Below are 17,892 nucleotides of genomic sequence, written 5' to 3'. Positions count from 1 at the left end.
GCCCGGGGCCACCCCGCCCGCCGCGGCCACCGGCCGCCGCCACCTCCCCCGCCCCTCCGGCCCCTGGTCGCTCCCCGGCCGTCCCCGGTTGCCACCCGTCACGACACCCCTCCCGCCCCTCCCACCCCTGGTGTCACCTGCGCCGACACCCCATGACACTCCCCGTCCCGGCGAGTGCCCGAAATCGGCCCGACCGAGGGAAAGGTCACACGGAATCCCCCTCCTGCGGCCCAGCGAACGGGCGCTAACCTGCGCACATGAAGGTCCCGCCCGAAGGGCTCCCCCTCGCAGCCGAGTTCCCGGCCGCGCACCGTGAGCAGTGGCAGCAGCTCGTCCAGGGCGTGCTGCGCAAGTCCGGTGCCGAGCCCGAGGACGGCCCCGCCGCCGAGCAGGCGCTCACCACCCGGCTCCAGGACGGGCTGAGCGCCCACCCGCTGTACACCGCCGAGGACACCGCCGCCGCCCCGGGCTACCCGGGCTTCCCGCCCTTCGTGCGCGGCAGCCGGCCGCAGGGCTCCGCCGTGGCCGGGTGGGACGTCCGCCAGCGGCACGCCGACCCGGACCGCCGGCGCACCAACGAGGCCGTGCTGGCCGACCTGGAGCACGGCGTGAGCTCGCTCTGGCTGGAACTCGGCGGCGCGGGCCTCCCGGTGGACGCCCTGCCCGAGGCACTGACCGGGGTGTACCTGGACCTGGCCGCCGTGGCGCTCGACGCCGGACCCGAATTCACCGACGCCGCCGAGCAGTTGTTCCGACTGTACGAAGAGCGCGAGGTCTCCCCCGGCGCCGCCGCCGGCAACCTCGGCGCCGACCCGCTCGGCCTCCAGGCCCGCACCGGCCAGAGCGCCCGCACCGGGACGCTGCTCACCGAGGCCACCGCGCTGGCCGCCCGCTGCGCCGCCGGGTACCCCGGCCTTCGCGCGCTCACCGTGGACGCCCTCCCGTACCACGAGGCCGGCGCCTCCCCCGCCCAGGAGCTGGGCTGCTCCCTGGCCACCGGCGTCGCCTACCTGCGCGCGCTGACCGCCGCCGGGCTCTCCGTCGACGACGCGCTCGGCCAGCTGGAATTCCGCTACGCCGCGGACGGCGACCAGTTCCTCGGCATCGCCAAGTTCCGCGCCGCACGCCGCCTCTGGGCCCGGGTCGCCGAGCTCTCGGGGGCCGGCGCGGCGGCCTCGGCACAGCGTCAGCACGCCGTCACCTCCCGGGTGATGATGACCGCCCGCGACCCGTGGGTGAACATGCTGCGCACCACCATCGCCTGCCTGGCCGCCGGGGTCGGCGGCGCCGACTCCGTCACCGTGCTGCCCTTCGACAGCGCGCTCGGCCTGCCGGACGCCTTCGCCCGCCGGATCGCCCGCAACACCCAGGCGATCCTGCTGGAGGAGTCCCACCTGGCCCGGGTGATCGACCCGGCCGGCGGCTCCTGGTACGTCGAGCAGCTGACCGAGGAGCTCGCGCGGGCCGCCTGGGCCTGGTTCCAGGAGATCGAGCGGGCCGGCGGCCTGCACGCCGCCCTGGAGGCCGGCCTCATCGGCGAGCGGATCGCCGCGACCTGGGCGGAGCGGTCCGTACGGCTCGCCAAGCGGCGCGAACCGATCACCGGCGTCAGCGAGTTCCCGCACCTGGACGAGCAGCCGCTGGTCCGCGAACCGGCCCCGGCCGCGCCCGGCGGCGGGCTGCCGCGGGTGCGCCGCGCCGAGGCCTACGAGGCGCTGCGGGACCGCTCGGACGCCCGGGTCGCCGTCGACGGCGCCCGCCCGGCCCTCTTCCTCGCCTCGATCGGCAACGCCTCCGCGCACACCGCGCGCACCACCTTCGCCGCCAACCTGTTCCAGGCGGGCGGCATCGCGACGGCCTCGGCCGAGTCCGTCGACCCGGCGGCCTTCGCCGAGGCGTTCCGGGCCTCCGGCGCCACCGTCGCCTGCCTCTGCTCCAGCGACGCGCTGTACGCCGAGCACGCCTCGCCCGTGGCCGAGGCGCTGAAGGCGGCCGGCGCCAGGCGGGTGCTGCTCGCCGGACGGCTCGGTGAACTCCCCTCCGGAGTGGACGAGTTCATCTTCGCGGGGGGCGACGCGATTGCCGTCCTGACCTCCCTCCTCGACCAGATCACCGGTGCGGACGGCACCGACGAGACAAAGGTGGCGGCCCGATGATCCCCGACTTCACCGGCATCGGGCTGGACGACGGCGCGGGCACCGCCGACGGCGCCGTCAGTGACGACCAGTGGCAGGCCGCCTGGCGGCAGTCCACCGGCAAGGACGTCGACGAGCTGCTCTGGGACACCCCCGAGGGCATCGGCGTCAAGCCGCTGTACACCGGCGCCGACCTGGCCGGCCTGGACTTCCTGGAGACCTACCCGGGCATCGCCCCGTACCTGCGCGGGCCCTACCCGACCATGTACGTCAACCAGCCCTGGACCGTACGCCAGTACGCGGGCTTCTCCACCGCCGAGGAGTCCAACGCCTTCTACCGCCGCAACCTCGCGGCCGGCCAGAAGGGCCTGTCGGTCGCCTTCGACCTGCCGACCCACCGCGGCTACGACAGCGACCACCCGCGCGTCACCGGCGACGTCGGCATGGCGGGCGTCGCCATCGACTCGATCTACGACATGCGCCAACTGTTCGACGGCATCCCTCTGGACAAGATGTCCGTGTCGATGACCATGAACGGCGCCGTGCTGCCGGTCCTCGCGCTGTACATCGTCGCGGCCGAGGAACAGGGCGTACCGCCGGAGAAGCTCGCGGGGACCATCCAGAACGACATCCTCAAGGAGTTCATGGTCCGCAACACCTACATCTACCCGCCGCAGCCGTCGATGCGGATCATCTCGGACATCTTCGCGTACACCTCGCAGAAGATGCCCCGGTACAACTCGATCTCCATCTCCGGCTACCACATCCAGGAGGCCGGTGCGACGGCCGACCTGGAGCTCGCCTACACCCTCGCCGACGGCGTGGAGTACCTGCGCGCGGGCCTGGAGGTGGGCCTGGACGTGGACGCCTTCGCGCCGCGGCTGTCGTTCTTCTGGGCGATCGGCATGAACTTCTTCATGGAGGTCGCCAAGCTGCGCGCGGCCCGGCTGCTGTGGGCCAAGCTGGTCAAGCAGTTCGACCCGAAGAACCCCAAGTCCCTTTCACTGCGCACCCATTCGCAGACCTCGGGCTGGTCGCTCACCGCCCAGGACGTGTTCAACAACGTCACCCGCACCTGCGTGGAGGCGATGGCGGCGACCCAGGGCCACACCCAGTCGCTGCACACCAACGCCCTGGACGAGGCACTCGCGCTGCCCACCGACTTCTCCGCCCGCATCGCCCGCAACACCCAGCTGCTGCTCCAGCAGGAGTCGGGCACCTGCCGGGTGATCGACCCGTGGGGCGGCTCCGCGTACGTCGAGAAGCTGACCCACGACCTCGCCGCGAGAGCCTGGGAGCACATCCAGGAGGTCGAGGCGGCCGGCGGCATGGCCAAGGCCATCGACGCGGGCATCCCCAAGCTGCGCGTCGAGGAGGCCGCCGCCCGCACCCAGGCGCGGATCGACTCCGGCCGCCAGCCGGTGATCGGCGTCAACAAGTACCGCGTGGAGAACGACGAGCAGATCGACGTGCTCAAGGTCGACAACTCCTCGGTGCGCGCCCGCCAGATCGAGAAGCTGCGCCGACTGCGCGAGGAACGCGACGAGACCGCGTGCCAGGACGCGCTGCGCGCGCTGACGGCGGCCGCCGAGGCCGGCCCGCAGCGCGGCGGCTCGCTGGACGGCAACCTGCTGCACCTGGCCGTCAACGCGGCCCGCGCCAAGGCCACCGTCGGCGAGATCTCGGACGCCCTGGAGAAGGTGTACGGCCGCCACTCCGGCCAGATCCGTACCATCTCGGGTGTGTACCGAGACGAAGCGGGCCCGTCGGCCTCCCTCCAGCGCACCCGGGACCTGGTCGAGCGGTTCGAGCAGGCCGAGGGCCGCCGACCGCGCATCCTGGTCGCCAAGATGGGCCAGGACGGCCACGACCGCGGCCAGAAGGTGATCGCCACCGCCTTCGCCGACCTCGGCTTCACGGTGGACGTCGGCCCGCTGTTCCAGACCCCGGCCGAGGTCGCCCGCCAGGCCGTCGAGGCGGACGTCCACATCGTCGGCGTGTCGTCGCTGGCCGCCGGGCACCTGACCCTGGTGCCCGCGCTGCGCGCCGAACTCGCCGCGGCGGGAAGGGAGGACATCACCATCGTGGTGGGCGGGGTCATCCCGCCGCAGGACTTCGACGCCCTGTACGAGGCCGGCGCGGCGGCGGTCTTTCCGCCGGGAACGGTCATCCCGGACGCGGCGTACGACCTGCTGAAGTCCCTGGCGGCCGATCTCGGCCACGAGCTGTGACCGCCTGATCCCATGCCTCCGCGGACGATCGACCTCGACAGCTACGTGACGGGTGTCCTGGACGGCTCGCGCGCCTGGATCGCGCGCGCCGTCACCCTCGTCGAGTCCTCCCGGCCCGACCACCGCGTGCTCGCGCAGCAGCTGCTCCAACGGCTGCTGCCGCACGCGGGCGGCGCCGTCCGGGTGGGCATCACCGGCGTGCCCGGTGTCGGCAAGTCGACCTTCATCGACTCCTTCGGCACCATGCTCACGGGCCAGGGCCACCGGGTCGCGGTCCTCGCCGTCGACCCGACGTCCAGCCGGACGGGCGGCTCCATCCTCGGCGACAAGACCCGGATGGAGCGCCTCGCCGTCGACCCCGCCGCGTTCGTCCGGCCGTCCCCCACCTCGGGGACGCTCGGCGGGGTCGCCAAGGCCACCCGGGAGTCCATGGTGGTGATGGAGGCGGCGGGCTACGACGTCGTCCTCATCGAAACGGTGGGCGTCGGACAGTCCGAGACGGCGGTGGCGGGGATGGTCGACACCTTCCTGCTGCTCAGCCTGGCCCGGACCGGCGACCAGCTCCAGGGCATCAAGAAGGGCGTGCTGGAGCTGGCGGACGTCATCGCCGTCAACAAGGCCGACGGCCCGCACGAGCAGGATGCTCGCGCTGCCGCTCGCGAACTCGCGGGCGCACTAAGGCTGTTGCAGCCCGCGGACGCGGCGTGGACCCCGCCCGTGCTGACCTGCAGCGGCCGCGACGGCGCGGGGCTGGACGTGCTGTGGGAGCGGCTGCAGCAGCACCGCAAGGTGCTGGACGCAACCGGCGCCCTGGCGGCGAAGCGGCGGGAGCAGCAGGTCGAGTGGACCTGGGCGATGGTGCACGACCAGTTGCATGCCCGCCTCCACGAGAACCCGGAAGTACGGTGCCTGACCCCCGAGTTGGAGGCTCAGGTCCGCGCCGGCACCCTCCCGGCCGGATCGGCCGCCCAGCAGATCCTGGACGCCTTCTTCGGCTGACCCAGCGCGTGGAGATCGAGCGCCGTGCCCCACCCCTGCGTGGGGCACGGCGCTTCGCGGGCCTCGGGGAGGCCCCGGACGATCTCGTGCATGGCATCGGCATTCTCGACCCCGGTCTCGGCCTCCGGCTTCGACCCGGATGCCTCGTCCACCCGAGCGCCCTTGTACGTCAGCACGGTGCGGGTGTCGTCCGGGCTGTGCACGGTACGGATCCGCAGCTCACGGTCGGCGGCCATCACGCACGGCCAGGACGTCCAGCTCGGCCGCCGATCCCGCCGCGCACCGGACGTCCGGGCTCGGCCAGGCGGCTCGGCCTGACTGTCAGGAGTACGCGCCCGTCAGCACTGCGCGAATGAACGACGCGAAGGAGGCCGCGCCTTCGTGCACTCCGTCGTGGCCCTCGGCGACCTCGTAGGTCTTCCCGCCCTTCTCCGCCGGGCCGATGAAGGAGTAGATGTACCCCTGATGGGCCATGAACACGACGCAGCCGTCGAGCGACTGCCCGGGAGCCGACTCCTCCAGGATCTCCCGGGCGTGATCCTTGATCCCCAGGATCTCCGGGAACGCGTACGTCTCCCCCCGCAGCGCGGAGAACCCGCCGCCGCCGGCGAGTGCCAGGAACTCCCGGTAGTCCTCGGGGAGGGCAACTCCCTGATCCTCCTCGATCAGCGAGATCTGCTCCGGGGTCAGGCCGACCGCCCCCTTCAGTGATCCGGGGAACGCACTCAGAATCCTTGCCGTCACACCCATGTACCCCGCACCTCAGAACGTCGTGGAACCGCCCCCGAACAGGACCCATGATCTCGCAGCGAAGGCCTGGTCAGCCCCGGCGGACGGCCTGGCGGGTGCGGCGGGCGAGGCGGTGGGCGCGCTGGACGGCGACGAAGGCGGGCATGGAGTCGGCCTGGGTGAGGCGGTACTTGAGGCGGAGTTGGGGGCTGAGGCCGGCCTGCGCCTCGGGACCGATGGCCCGAAGGAGGCGGGTGACGTGCTGCTGGTAGGCGGCGCGGTAGGCGCGGTCGCCGTCCGGGAGGGTCCAGAAGAACATCGGGATCTCCTCGACCAGGCAGTTGCGGTCGTAGGCGCGCAGGTGGTCGGCGAAGGCCGGCTCGGGGCGGGCGAGCAGCCATTCGCGGACGAGTTCCATCGAGCGGACGCGGTCGACCAGGCCGCGCGGGTCGGTCTTCTTCTGGGTGATGGAGAGGTCGCCGTCCTCGCGCACCCGCCAGTGGTAGATCGGGTCGGCGAGCACGTCGACGCTCTTGGCGAGGAAGTGGTGGGGCACGCTGACCGGGGCGTCCTCGTACAGGATGCCCTCGGGGTAGAGCAGGCCGGCGCCGTCGAAGAAGGTGCGCCGGTAGACCTTGTTCCAGGCGGTGCGGTCGGTGACGAGCGCTGGCAGTTCGCCGACGTGGGTGCGCAGCCGGGTCTCGCGGAACGGGCGGCGGTGGCCGTGCGAGGGGCTGAGGCCGGTGGTGCGCAGGCGCAGCGCGTTGCCGGCGGCGAAGTCGGAGCCGGTCTCGTCGAGGGTGCCGATCATCAGCTGGTAGGCGTGCGGCGGCAGGGTGTCGTCGCTGTCGACGAAGGCCAGGTACTCGGTGCCGGGGGCGAGGTGGCGCCAGCCGGTGTTGCGGGCGGCGCCGAGGCCCTGGTTCCGCTGCTGGACCAGTCGGAAGCGCGGGTCCCGTTCGGCGTACTCCTTGGCGATGGCGGGGCCGTCGTCGGTCGAGCCGTCATCGACCAGGACGCACTCGAAGTCCTCGAACGTCTGGGCCGCGATCGAGTCCAGGCACTCCCCGAGGTAGCGCTCGACGTTGTAGATCGGGACGACGAGGGAGAGACGCGGGGCCATCGGGCGCCCTTTCGCTCAGGAGCGGACGGGCCGGGAGGCCATCGACCGCCGGTCACCGACAGTGGCCCGAGCATACGGACCGTATGCGACCCGTGGGCGAACGCCGGATTGAATCGAGCGAGCGGATCGGTGCATCCATCGGTCCGTCGGCCGTGTCCGACGGCAACCCGCCCGCACGGGCGGCCCCTTGGGGCGCAAGGGGAAGACCCCGGACCGCCCGACCGGTCCGGGGCCTTCCTGCACTCGCTGCGGGTCAGGCGCTCTTGACGGCCGCGAAGCGGTCCGAGACGTCCTGCCAGTTGACGACGTCCCACAGGCGGGTGACGTAGTCCGGGCGGACGTTGCGGTACTGCAGGTAGTAGGCGTGCTCCCAGGCGTCGAAGGCGAGCAGCGGGGTGGTGTTCTGGCCGACGTTGCCGTGGTGGTCGTAGACCTGCTCGACGATCAGGCGCTGACCGAGCGGCTCCCAGGACAGGATGCCCCAGCCGGAGCCCTGCACGCCGGTGGTGGCGGTGGTGAGCTGCTTCTTGAAGGCCTCGAAGCTGCCGAAGTGCTCGGTGATGGCGTCGGCCAGCTCGCCCTCGGGGCGCTCGCCGCCCTCGGGCGAGAGGTTCTGCCAGAACAGCGAGTGCAGCACGTGCCCCGACAGGTGGAACGCGAAGGTCTTCTGCAGGCCGACCAGTCCGCCGAACTGCTCCTTGTCGCGGGCCTCGGCCAGCTGGTCGAGGGTGTCGTTGGCGCCCTTGACGTACGCGGCGTGGTGCTTGGAGTGGTGCAGCTCCAGGATCTCGGCCGACATCGCGCGCTCCAGCGCGGAGTAGTCGTACGGCAGGTCGGGAAGCGTGTAGGTGCCCATCAGGACACGGCCCCTTTCGGCAGGTTGAACGGTGGTGGTGGTGCGGTGGTGCTGCGGTGATCGTGCCGGGACAACACTATTGCGTATCAGTTGCAAGAACGAAGCATGGGCTCCTGCTTATTCCTCACACCCCGTCGGGCACAATGGCCGCGCTTCGGCGCGCCGGCCGGAGAGGGTGGGTGGCTGCGGCGGGGCGGCGACACCGGGCCCCCGGCGGGTGATGCGGGCCTGACGCCCGTGCGACCCCCGGCCCGCGCGCGACTCCCGGTCGGGCCCGGAGCCTCCACGGACCCGGCACCCGGGGCGGACCTGACAACGTTTCGGTCTCGCCGCCCGGCAATCCTTTCCCGGGGCTTCCCTCCGCGTTCTCCGTTGTGCCATTTTACATGTCACACAGCAAAATCCGTGTGCCCCACGCAGCACGGCACCCCCACTCTCAACGGCCCCGGAGGCCCCCACAGATGCGTCCCTCCTCGATAGCGAAGGACGCCGCGCGCAGACTGCCCGCGCTCGGCACCGCCCTTCTCCTCTCGCTCGGCCTGTTCGCGCCGGCCGCCCAGGCCGCCGGCACCCCCGGCTCCGCGCCGGCCGGGAGCCCGGCCGCCCCGGCCGCACCCGCCGCCTCGGCCGGGAAGGCCGCGCCGCGCACGATCCCCGTGCCCAAGTCCCCGGACACCCCCGAGGACGCCCGCCCGCTCGCCTCGGACCCGCGGGCCAAGGCCACCGCCCCGACGGCGGGCAGCTCCGTCGGCGCCGCCAAGTCGGCCCGTCAGTTCTCGGCCGCGGCCGCCTGCGACGTCTCCGCCTTCACCGGCAAGTCCGGTGCCGCGCTGGTCCAGCAGGTCAAGTCGTCCGGCCTGGACTGCGTCAACACGCTGTTCCAGGTGACCGGCAACGACGCCAAGGGCGCCTTCAACGAGGCCCAGATGGTCACCGTCGCCAACGCCCTGCGCGACACCGCCGCCACCTACCCCGGCGACAACTCCACCTCCGCCGGGCAGCTGGTGCTCTTCCTGCGGGCCGGCTACTACGTGCAGTGGTACAACAAGGACGTCGTGGGCCCGTACGGCGACGGCCTCAAGAGCGCCATCCGCGGCGCGCTGGACGCCTTCTACGCCGCCCCGCACAGCAAGGACGCCACCGACGCCAACGGCGCCACCCTCGCCGAGGCCGTCACCCTGATCGACAGCGCCCAGGAGAACGCCCGCTACACCGGCGTCGTCAAGCGGCTGCTGAACGACTACACCGGCAGCTGGCCCGCGGCGATGACCACCGCCGTCGCCAACACCGAGACCGTCATCGAGCGCGGCTTCGACCTGCCGGAGTTCGTCTCCGCCCTCCAGGCCGACCCGTCCTTCGCCACCACCGCGGCGTCCTTCGTCACCCGCAACAGCAACCTGATCAACGGCGGCGACCTGGTCACCAAGATCGGCATCCAGCTCGGCAACCTGGTGGCCAACGACGCGCTGCGCGCCCAGGGCCGGCCGATCCTCAAGGACCTGATCAACCGCTACCCGCTGGTCGGCAACACCGGTCCGCTCACCATGAACCTGCTCTGGTTCGCGGAGAAGAAGGACGTGGGCAACTGTTCCCTCTACGGCACCTGTGACGTCCCGGCCAAGCTGGTCCCGCTGGTCCTCACCGTCGACCACACCTGCAACGCCAACCTTCGCATCCGCGCCCAGGACATGACCGCGCAGCAGCTCGCCGACACCTGCGCCAGCCTGATCAACCAGGACGCGTTCTTCCACAAGATCGTCAAGGACCGCGGCCCGGTCGCCAACGACAACAACACCAGCCTTGAGGTCGTCGCCTTCGACGACTACTACAACTACAGCCTGTACGCCTGGGAGATGTACAAGATCGAGGTCGACAACGGCGGCATGTACGAGGAGGGCGACCCGGCCAAGGCCGGCAACCAGGCCCGCTTCATCGCCCACGAGGCCTCCTGGCTGCGCCCCCAGTTCCAGATCTGGAACCTCAACCACGAGTACACCCACTACCTCGACGGCCGCTACGACATGTACGGCGACTTCGAGGCCGGCATGACCACCCCGACCATCTGGTGGGTCGAGGGCCTCGCCGAGTACGTCTCCTACAGCTACCGCGGCGAGCACTACGACGCCGCGGTCGCCCAGGCCGCCAAGGGCACCTACACCCTGAGCTCCCTGTTCGACACCACCTACGACAACGCGGACTCCACCCGCGTCTACAACTGGGGCTACCTGGCCGTCCGCTACATGCTCCAGTCGCACCCGCAGGACGTCGACGCGCTGCTCGCCAAGTACCGCGCCGGCGACTGGAACGGCGCCCGCACCCTGCTGAAGACCACCATCGGCACCTCGTACGACGCCGACTTCGCCACCTGGCTCAAGCAGTGCGGCGCCGACAACTGCGGCTCGCTGCCCACCAACCAGGCTCCCCTGTGCACCGCCGCCGACACCCGGCAGTTCGACAAGAACTGCCGCCGCGACAACGTGGCCGCCACCACCGGGAACTACAGCTACAGCTTCCTGAACCTGCCGGCCGGCGTGAAGCAGCTGACCATCACCACCAGCGGGGGCACCGGCAACGCCGACCTCTACTACAACGCCGGCTCCTGGGCCACCACCGGCTCGTACACGGCCAAGTCCACCACCAGCGGCAACGGTGAGACCCTGACCATCACCAACCCGCCGGCCGGTTACGTCTTCTTCAGCCTCTACGCCCAGCAGGGCTTCGGCGGCGTGACCGTCACCACGACCTACAACTGACCGACCGCGTCACAGGCGCCGTACGCACCGTACGCGCGCACCGTACGCACGGAAGGGCCCCGCGGCTTCGCGGGGCCCTTCCGCGTTCCCGTCCCCCTCCCCCGCCGCGAATATCCACGGGTTATAACGATTCGACCATCGAATAGATCGTCAACACCCCGCAAGAGATCGCATATTCCTCTGTCGAGGGGGTGTCCGGGCGGCGAAGTTTCGGTTAGTGTCCATGAACAGATCAACCGGTTCGGCCCCCCGGCAACGGAATGCCGAATAGTTCTGACGGCTCGGGTACGGCATTCTCGCCGCACCCGCCAATCCCCGGAATGGAGAGTTAGTCATGAAGATGGTCAAGGCGCTCGTCAAGAAGTTCAAGAAGAACGACGACCTCGCGAACCACGCGTGGGTGCTGCACGTTATCTAACGTGGCCAGCCGCTGGCGGGGGCCCGGGTCGGCCGTGCCCCCGCCGGCGCCACGGCGCGTCCGGGATTCCCCCGCGCGCCGTACCGAACGCACTACCAGCCATTTCGCATTGGAGGCCGGATTCCCGTGGAAGAAATGGCGACGGCAACCGCGCGCAGCCATTCCATCGTGTTCGCCCCGAGGATTCAGGAGCTGCTGTCCAGGGACGAGAAGGTGTTCCGGATCGACCCGACGAAGGTCGGCGTCTCGGACTCCCGACTGATGGCCGAAATCGTCGCGGCCCGCCCCGTCCTTTCCAACGAGCGCTCGGTCTACAAACCCGCCGCCGGCTCCGAGATCCCCCACGACAGCGCGACGCGCACCATCCGCGCACTGGGGCAGGACGCCATGGCGGGCATCCGCAAGCCTCCACCGCCGGCGCGCGGCATGTCCGGCTCCTGGCCCTACGCCGGCACCTCCTACCTGCGCCGCTGGCTGTTCTCCGCCGACCCGCTGCCGGTCTCGCTGCTGTGGAAGCGCGGCGTCACCCGCTCCGACACCCTCTCCCGGCTCGTCGACCGCGCCGTGACCCGCTGGCCCGGCTCCGCCGACCAGGACGGCCGCACCGCACTCGCCGGGCTGATCCGCGACGCCGACGACCCGCTGGAGCGCAAGCAGGCCGTCGCGATGTACCGGCGGGCGACGGCCACCCTCTGCGACGGCGTGGCCGCGCTGACCGGCAACGCCCTGTGGCTGATGGGCCCGGAACGGGAACGGCCGGAGCACCGCGCCGACCTCACCAATGTCCTCTGGGAGACGCTGCGGCTGCTGCCGCCCGCGTGGATGCTGTACCGCAACGGCGGCGCGGCGTACACCGAACTCCACCCCGAGATCCGGCCCGAGGACGACGTCGCGCTCTTCCCGCTGCTGATGCACCGCCACCCGGACTACTGGTCCGACCCGCTGGATTTCCGCCCCGAGCGCTGGGACGGCGTCACGGACCCGGAGAAGACGCCCGGGTTCATGCCCTTCGGCTTCGACGGCGCCCGCTGCTGGGCCAAGCACCTGATCGTGCCGCTGGCCGAGCAGTTGTTGACCGCGGCCCTGGACAACCGGCTGGTCGTCCGCAGCCCGCAGCAGGACGCGCAGGTACCGCTGCGCTCCCTGCTCTCCGTACGGTTCGAAGCGCGGGTCGAAGCCTGACGCCCCGGGATCCCGGCATTCCGGCATTCCGGCATTCCGGCATTCCGGCGCCACCGAACACCCCTGACACCACGGGACACACCATGGAATCGCCCACACTGGCCGACTGGGTCGGCGACGTCGACGGCTTCACCGCCCGCCAGTGGCAGCGCGAGCCCGCGCTCTTCCCCCGGAAGGCCCCGGAGACCCCGGAGGCGCCCGCCGCGCCGTTCGACCTCGACGAACTGGACGCCGCCTTCGACGGCGGGCTACTGCGCACGCCCTACCTGGAGATGGTCCGCTCCGACAAGGTGACCATCCCGCCCGAGGCCTTCACCACCTCGCGCACCGTCAACGGCACGGCGCACCAAGGCTTCGCGGACCGCGCGAAGGTGCTCGCCCAGCTGCACCGCGGGGCGACACTGCTGCTGCGCTGCGTCGACCAGTGGCACCGCCCGACCGGCGAGCTGGTGGCGCGGCTGTCCGCGGAGCTCGACCGGCGGGTGGAGGCCTTCTTCTTCGTCACTCCGGCCGGCGGCCAGGGCCTCGCGGTGCACCGCGACGACGCCGACGTGTTCGTCCTCCAGGCCGCCGGGCGCAAGACCTGGTACGTCCACGACGCGCCGACGGCGGCGGACTGGCGGCTCGGCGAGCTCCCGGAGGACGAGCGCTCCCCGCTGCGCCTGCACGGCGTGCTCGAACCCGGCGGCGTGCTCTACATCCCGCGCGGCTTCGCGCACCGGGCGGTCGGCGCCGGGGGGCTGTCCGCCCACCTGTCGCTGACCGTCCGCGACCTCTCCGTCCAGGACCTGCGCACCGCCCTGGAAGGGCAGTTGGCCGAGGGCCTCGACCTGCCTGCCCGCCCACTCGGCGAGGCCGCGATCGCCGACGCCTGCGCCGCCCTGCTCGACCACGCCCGGGCGAGGCTCGACGCGCTCGGGCCGGCGGACCTCCTGCGCGCCGCCCGCGCCGCCCGGACCGGCACCCCCCAGGCGCCGGCGGCACCGGCGGCACCGGCCGAGACCGTGGAGACCCTCGCTGCGGCCGCCCGCACCTGGGAGTCCGGCACACCCGCCGACGGACGCACCGGACTCGCCTCCGTCGGCCGCACCTGGCGCCGGCTGCGCGGAGTCGCCGAGTAGCCCACGGCGGCTCCGGCCACCGCCCGGCGCACGGAATCCACCTCGACGATCCGACTGTCCGTCAGAAATGTTGTTGGGGCAGACTGCCCACCATGCGATCAGATGATCAGAGAGGCGCCCTGCCCAAGCCCGTCCTGCCGGACCTCGCCGCCGCCCGCACGATCGGCCCCGAGGCCGCCACGGAGGCACGCTGGGAGGGGCTCGTCCTGCGGTGGGAATGGCTCCAGCAGGACATCGGGCACGGCCCCGGAAGCTGCAACGACGGCCTGGTGCGCCTGCTGAAGGCCGCCCGAGCGGAGCCCCGGCTGCGCCGGCTCTTCCCCTGGACCAGCCACTACGACCTGCACTTCAGCCTGTCGACCTCGTTCCCGTGGGCAGCCGCGGGCGTGCCGTTCGCCGTGCCGCAGCACGGCGGCGGCTACCAGGTCCACGGCCCGGGCGGCTCCGAGGTGCTCGGCACGCCCGCCACCCCGGAGGAGGCCGTCGCGCTGCTGGTCGAACACCTCCCGCCGGACCTCGGACCGGTGTTCAACCACCCGGCGGACAGGCCGCGCTGAGGCCGCCGGGGTGGCAGCGCCCCGCACCGGGGGTCACGATGAAAGCCCGGCCACCTCCGGCCCCGGCCCGATCGGAGCGCGATGAGCGACCAGCACAACGTCGTCCTGCTGACCTTCCCCGAAGCCGCCGCCTGGCGCCCGGCCTTCGACGAGGCGCAGCACCTGCCGGGCCTGCGGATGGTGGCGGCGATGGAGCGCAGCGCCGACGGGCTGCTGGAGGTCGCGGACACCTTCACCCGGGGCGCGGGGGTGGCCACCGTCGGCTCGGGCGTGCTGGGCGGCCTGATCGGACTGCTCGGCGGGCCGGTCGGCGTGCTGCTGGGCTTCGCGGCCGGCGCGGCGCTCGGCAACGCGGCCGAGGAGCACCAGGCGAGCGAGGGCGGCGCCGGGCTGATCCTGCTCTCGCCCCGGGTGCCGGACGGCGGGGCGCTGCTCGCGCTGGAGGTCCGGGAGTCCTCGCCCGCACCGGCGGACGAGCTGGCCGACCGGCACGGGGCCTCGGTCGAGCGGATCGACGCGCGCGAGTTCGCCGAGCAGGTCCGGGCGGCCGAGCAGAAGGCCGACGGGCGGAAGGCGGACGGCGCGGGGACCTCCTGAGCGCCCCGGCCTCGCCGTCACTCCCTCGCCGTCACTCCGCCCGCCCTCACACCCCCGCCCTCACTCCGCCCGCAGCGCGTCCACCGTGCGCGCCCGCGCCGCCCGTACGGCCGGGAGCAGGGCGCCGAGCAGGGCGATCAGCACGCCGCCGAGGGCGAGCAGGACCAGCACCGGGGTGCCGAACACGTCCAGCGCGGAGGCCGGGAAGGTCAGCCCGGCGCTGCGGCCCATCGCGGGCACCGTCAGGCCGTGCAGCAGCAGGCCCGCCGGCAGTCCGACCGCGCCGCCGACGGCCCCGACCGGGACCACCGAGGCGAGGACGACGCCCACGGTCTGCGCCGGGGTCATGCCGAGCGCCTTGGTGACGCCCGTGTCCCGGGTGCGCTCGCGGATCTCCAGGACGACGGTGTTGAACACCCCGAGCCCGGCGACCACGAGCAGCAGGGCGGTCAGGGTGGCGGTGAGCGAGTTCAGTGCGGCGATCGAGCCGCTGGAGCCGTGCGGCCCGCCGGTGTCGGCGGTCATGTGCTCCGGGGCGAGCGCGGCGCCGAGTGCGGTGGCGTAGGCGGTCCGGTCGGTGCCGGGCTTCAGTTCGACGACCCAGAAGTCCGGTGCCGGGGCCGCTCCGGACGGGTAGCTCGCGGCGTCGGTGAACAGCTCGTTGGTCTGCACGTGCGGGTCGAAGACCTCGCCGACGATCCGGACGGTGACCGGCCGGCCGTGGCTCGTGAAGGTCACGCGGTCGCCGAGCCCGACGGAGGCCTCGGTCAGGAAGGTGGCCGGGGCGACGGCCTCGCCCGGGCCCCGGTACCAGCGCCCGGTGACCATCCGGTAGCCCGCCCAGGAGGAGTCGCCGTCGAAGGCGGTCACCGTGGTGCTGCCGGCCACCCCGGGGACGGTGACGTCCTCGGTGCCGCTGCCGAAGTACGCGGCGGTGCCGGGCCGGGCGTCCAGCGCCGCGGTGACGACGGCCCGGTCGGCCGGGACCGGCCTGCCCGCCGGAACCGCCCCGGGCGGGCCGTCCGGGCGCGTCGGGTGCACCACGAGGTCCCCGGCGTCCCGTGTCTTCGCCTGCTGCACCCAGCCCATCGTCCCGCCCATGCCCACCGCGAAGACGGCCGCCGCCGTGCCGAAGAGCACCGCCGCGAGCATCCCGGCCGCGCGGGCCGGGCGGGCGAAGGGCTGGGCGAGGCCGAGGGTCAGCGGGCGGGGCAGCGGCAGCCGGGCGGCCGACGCGGCGGCCAGGGTGGCGAACGCGTCCCGCCGGGTGCCGCCCGCCGTACGGCCGACGGCGAGCGCGTCCACCGTGCGCAGCCGTCCGGCGCGGGCGGCGGCGGCCCAGGCGACCAGGGCGACGGCGGCCAGGGTGCCGCCCGCCACGGCGGCGTCCACCCAGGGGGCGAGGCCCGAGGCGGTGGTGCCGTAGAGCGATCCGGTGGTGGCGAGCACCGGGACGGTCAGTGCGTTGCCCGCGACCACCCCGAGCAGGGTGCCGGCGCCGGCCGGGATCAGTGCCTGGGCGACGTACGCGCGCACCACCTGGGCGGGGGTGCAGCCGAGCGCCTTGAGCACGCCGATCCGCCGGGTGGCGGTGCCGACGGCGCCGGCCACCACATTGCCCGCGACCAGGACCGACATGGCCATCCCGAGCAGGCCGAAGGCGACCATGAAGGGCAGGAACAGGGCGGTGTTGCGGTCCGAGCCCTGCTTGGCGGTGAGCCAGGACTGCGCACCGGTGAGCGCCCCGGCGGGGGCGGCCGCGGCCACGGCGGCCCGGTCGGCGGCCATGGCGTCGGCGGTGCCGGTGTCCGTGAAGCGGTAGAGCATCTCGTAGCCGGGGGCGCTGCCGGGTGCGGTGAGGGCGGCGATGCCGTCCGGGGTCACCCAGGCGTCCGAGGTCCGGCTGACGGAACGGGCGAAGCCGACGACCCTGAGGGTGGGCGCGCCCGGCAGGCCGGGCAGCCGCAGGGTGCCGCCCGGTTGCCGGGGCTTGTCGCCGTACCCGGCCTCGATCACCACCTCGCCCGGCTGCTGCGGCCAACTCCCTTGGAGCAGAGTGACGTCGTCGACCCCGACGGTGGCCGCGGCGCGGCCGGTGACGGTCATCGGCGCCATCGTGATCCCGGGCGGCAGGTCCGTGCCGGAGCCGGGCTCGGGGTCGACGGTGACGGTGCGGTACGGCCCGGCGGCGGCCGTCACCCCGGGGGCGTGCGCGGTGGCGGCGAGCTGGTCGGCGCTCGCCCGGGCGCCGTCGAAGCGTGCGGTGAGGTGGGCGCCGTGCTGGCCGTCGAAGGCCTGCTCGAAGGGGGCCCGGGAGGCGACCAGCAGCGAGCCGCCGAGGACGGAGCAGGTGGTGGCCACCAGCGCGGCCAGTCCGACGGCGACGGACTGCGTCCGGCGCCTGCGCACACCCGCGCGCACGACCCTGCCGAGCGCGGTCATGACGCCACCGCCGAAGCCGAAGCCGAGTCCGCCTCGACCCGGCCGTCCCGCATCCGGACCGTCCGGGTGGCGCAGTCCTCGGCCAGGGCCAGGTCGTGGGTGACGAGCAGGACGGTCTGCCCGTCCTCGTGCAGGTCGCGGAACAGCTCCTTGACGTCCTCGCCGGCGGCCGAGTCCAGCGCGCCGGTCGGCTCGTCCGCCAGCAGCAGGGCCGGCCGGTTCATCAACGCCCTCGCCACCGCGACGCGTTGGCGCTCGCCGCCGGAGAGCCGGCCCGGGTGGGCGCGGGTGTGGCGGTCGATTCCGAGCGCCTCCAGCAGTTCGGCCGCCCGGCGCCGGGCCTCGGCGCGCGGGACGCCGGCCAGTTCGCCGGCCAGCACCACGTTGTCGGCCACGGTGAGGTCGTCCAGCAGGTTGAAGAACTGGAACACCATGCCGATCGTGCCGCGCCGGTAGCGGGCCGAGGCCGCCTCGCCCAGCCGGTCCACCCGTACCCCGGCCACGGTCACCGTCCCGGCGCTGGGCCGGTCCAGCCCGGCGACCAGGTTCAGCAGGGTGGACTTCCCGCTGCCGGACGGGCCGAGCACGGCCACCGACTCCCCCGCCCGCACGTTCAGCGTGACGTCGTCCAGGGCCGCCCGGGCGCCCTCGTAGTGGCGGCTCACGCCGCTCAGTTCGATCACCGGATCGCTGTTCATGTCCCCGCTCCTCGTCGCTTCCCGTCTGGTGCCGCGACGAAGGTACGGACG

The 17,892-nt window shown here is 73.0% G+C and carries 14 protein-coding genes; 8 read left to right on the top strand and 6 right to left on the bottom strand.

What is annotated here, in order from left to right:
- The first annotated feature begins 257 nt into the window (after positions 1-257).
- Genes ACWGJO_RS03020 through meaB form a run of 3 tightly spaced genes read left to right on the top strand, consistent with a single transcriptional unit; the run spans position 258 to position 5,365 of the window.
- Positions 258-2,156, top strand: coding sequence for a methylmalonyl-CoA mutase family protein (locus ACWGJO_RS03020; RefSeq protein ID WP_452181855.1), 1,899 nt, complete (start codon positions 258-260; stop codon positions 2,154-2,156).
- A complete protein-coding gene (gene scpA / locus ACWGJO_RS03015; protein ID WP_452181854.1) occupies positions 2,153-4,366 on the top strand; it encodes a methylmalonyl-CoA mutase in 2,214 nt (737 codons plus the stop codon). The genes ACWGJO_RS03020 and scpA overlap by 4 nt, the downstream gene beginning before the upstream one ends.
- Before the next feature lie 12 nt (positions 4,367-4,378).
- On the top strand, positions 4,379-5,365 hold the full coding sequence (meaB, locus tag ACWGJO_RS03010) for a methylmalonyl Co-A mutase-associated GTPase MeaB (protein WP_452181853.1): 987 nt from the start codon (positions 4,379-4,381) through the stop codon (positions 5,363-5,365).
- Here meaB and ACWGJO_RS03005 read toward each other — a convergent pair.
- The 4 genes from ACWGJO_RS03005 to ACWGJO_RS02990 all read right to left on the bottom strand — a co-directional run bounded on the left by ACWGJO_RS03005 (position 5,296) and on the right by ACWGJO_RS02990 (position 8,073).
- Entirely contained in the window at positions 5,296-5,604 is a 309-nt protein-coding gene (locus tag ACWGJO_RS03005; protein ID WP_452181852.1) for a hypothetical protein, read from the bottom strand. The genes meaB and ACWGJO_RS03005 overlap by 70 nt on opposite strands.
- An 82-nt stretch (positions 5,605-5,686) precedes the next feature.
- Positions 5,687-6,115, bottom strand: a complete 429-nt coding sequence (locus ACWGJO_RS03000) for an SMI1/KNR4 family protein (protein WP_452181851.1) — start codon at positions 6,113-6,115, stop codon at positions 5,687-5,689.
- Between the two features lie 70 nt (positions 6,116-6,185).
- The gene (locus tag ACWGJO_RS02995) at positions 6,186-7,217 is read right to left on the bottom strand and encodes a glycosyltransferase family 2 protein (protein ID WP_452181850.1); all 1,032 of its coding nucleotides are present in this window, start codon (positions 7,215-7,217) and stop codon (positions 6,186-6,188) included.
- A 253-nt stretch (positions 7,218-7,470) separates the two neighbouring features.
- Positions 7,471-8,073 (bottom strand): superoxide dismutase, encoded by a 603-nt coding sequence (locus ACWGJO_RS02990; RefSeq protein ID WP_380349579.1) that lies wholly within the window; start codon positions 8,071-8,073, stop codon positions 7,471-7,473.
- A gap of 461 nt (positions 8,074-8,534) precedes the next feature.
- Here ACWGJO_RS02990 and ACWGJO_RS02985 point away from each other — a divergent pair, with 461 nt between their 5' ends.
- From ACWGJO_RS02985 to ACWGJO_RS02965, 5 genes are all read left to right on the top strand, one after another.
- Positions 8,535-10,826, top strand: a complete 2,292-nt coding sequence (locus ACWGJO_RS02985; RefSeq protein ID WP_452181849.1) for a M9 family metallopeptidase — start codon at positions 8,535-8,537, stop codon at positions 10,824-10,826.
- Between the two features lie 553 nt (positions 10,827-11,379).
- Positions 11,380-12,426: a cytochrome P450 gene (locus ACWGJO_RS02980; RefSeq protein ID WP_452181848.1), complete on the top strand. Its 1,047-nt coding sequence runs from the start codon at positions 11,380-11,382 to the stop codon at positions 12,424-12,426.
- An 83-nt stretch (positions 12,427-12,509) separates the two neighbouring features.
- Positions 12,510-13,547 (top strand): JmjC domain-containing protein, encoded by a 1,038-nt coding sequence (locus ACWGJO_RS02975; RefSeq protein WP_452181847.1) that lies wholly within the window; start codon positions 12,510-12,512, stop codon positions 13,545-13,547.
- A gap of 92 nt (positions 13,548-13,639) precedes the next feature.
- Positions 13,640-14,104, top strand: coding sequence for a DUF6193 family natural product biosynthesis protein (locus ACWGJO_RS02970; protein WP_452181846.1), 465 nt, complete (start codon positions 13,640-13,642; stop codon positions 14,102-14,104).
- An 81-nt stretch (positions 14,105-14,185) separates the two neighbouring features.
- Positions 14,186-14,701, top strand: coding sequence for a histidine kinase (locus tag ACWGJO_RS02965; protein WP_452181845.1), 516 nt, complete (start codon positions 14,186-14,188; stop codon positions 14,699-14,701).
- A 60-nt stretch (positions 14,702-14,761) separates the two neighbouring features.
- Here ACWGJO_RS02965 and ACWGJO_RS02960 read toward each other — a convergent pair whose 3' ends face one another.
- Together ACWGJO_RS02960 and ACWGJO_RS02955 are read right to left on the bottom strand one after the other, a co-directional pair.
- Positions 14,762-17,143 carry an FtsX-like permease family protein gene (locus ACWGJO_RS02960; protein WP_452181844.1) on the bottom strand — a complete coding sequence of 794 codons (2,382 nt, stop codon included), beginning with the start codon at positions 17,141-17,143 and terminating at the stop codon, positions 14,762-14,764.
- Positions 17,140-17,841: an ABC transporter ATP-binding protein gene (locus ACWGJO_RS02955; RefSeq protein WP_452181843.1), complete on the bottom strand. Its 702-nt coding sequence runs from the start codon at positions 17,839-17,841 to the stop codon at positions 17,140-17,142. The genes ACWGJO_RS02960 and ACWGJO_RS02955 overlap by 4 nt, the downstream gene beginning before the upstream one ends.
- Positions 17,842-17,892 lie beyond the last annotated feature (51 nt).

The sequence above is a fragment of the Kitasatospora sp. NPDC054795 genome (genome assembly GCF_053611565.1).
This window is presented reverse-complemented; position numbering and strand designations above follow the sequence as displayed.

Excerpts from the sequence above, each read along its gene's own strand:
- ACWGJO_RS03020 (WP_452181855.1), top strand. The coding sequence starts at position 258 with ATGAAGGTCCCGCCCGAAGGGCTCCCCCTCGCAGCCGAGTTCCCGGCC.
- scpA (WP_452181854.1), top strand. The coding sequence starts at position 2,153 with ATGATCCCCGACTTCACCGGCATCGGGCTGGACGACGGCGCGGGCACC.
- meaB (WP_452181853.1), top strand. The coding sequence starts at position 4,379 with ATGCCTCCGCGGACGATCGACCTCGACAGCTACGTGACGGGTGTCCTG.
- ACWGJO_RS03000 (WP_452181851.1), bottom strand. The coding sequence starts at position 6,115 with ATGGGTGTGACGGCAAGGATTCTGAGTGCGTTCCCCGGATCACTGAAG.
- ACWGJO_RS02995 (WP_452181850.1), bottom strand. The coding sequence starts at position 7,217 with ATGGCCCCGCGTCTCTCCCTCGTCGTCCCGATCTACAACGTCGAGCGC.
- ACWGJO_RS02990 (WP_380349579.1), bottom strand. The coding sequence starts at position 8,073 with ATGGGCACCTACACGCTTCCCGACCTGCCGTACGACTACTCCGCGCTG.
- ACWGJO_RS02985 (WP_452181849.1), top strand. The coding sequence starts at position 8,535 with ATGCGTCCCTCCTCGATAGCGAAGGACGCCGCGCGCAGACTGCCCGCG.
- ACWGJO_RS02980 (WP_452181848.1), top strand. The coding sequence starts at position 11,380 with ATGGCGACGGCAACCGCGCGCAGCCATTCCATCGTGTTCGCCCCGAGG.
- ACWGJO_RS02975 (WP_452181847.1), top strand. The coding sequence starts at position 12,510 with ATGGAATCGCCCACACTGGCCGACTGGGTCGGCGACGTCGACGGCTTC.
- ACWGJO_RS02970 (WP_452181846.1), top strand. The coding sequence starts at position 13,640 with ATGCGATCAGATGATCAGAGAGGCGCCCTGCCCAAGCCCGTCCTGCCG.
- ACWGJO_RS02965 (WP_452181845.1), top strand. The coding sequence starts at position 14,186 with ATGAGCGACCAGCACAACGTCGTCCTGCTGACCTTCCCCGAAGCCGCC.
- ACWGJO_RS02960 (WP_452181844.1), bottom strand. The coding sequence starts at position 17,143 with ATGACCGCGCTCGGCAGGGTCGTGCGCGCGGGTGTGCGCAGGCGCCGG.
- ACWGJO_RS02955 (WP_452181843.1), bottom strand. The coding sequence starts at position 17,841 with ATGAACAGCGATCCGGTGATCGAACTGAGCGGCGTGAGCCGCCACTAC.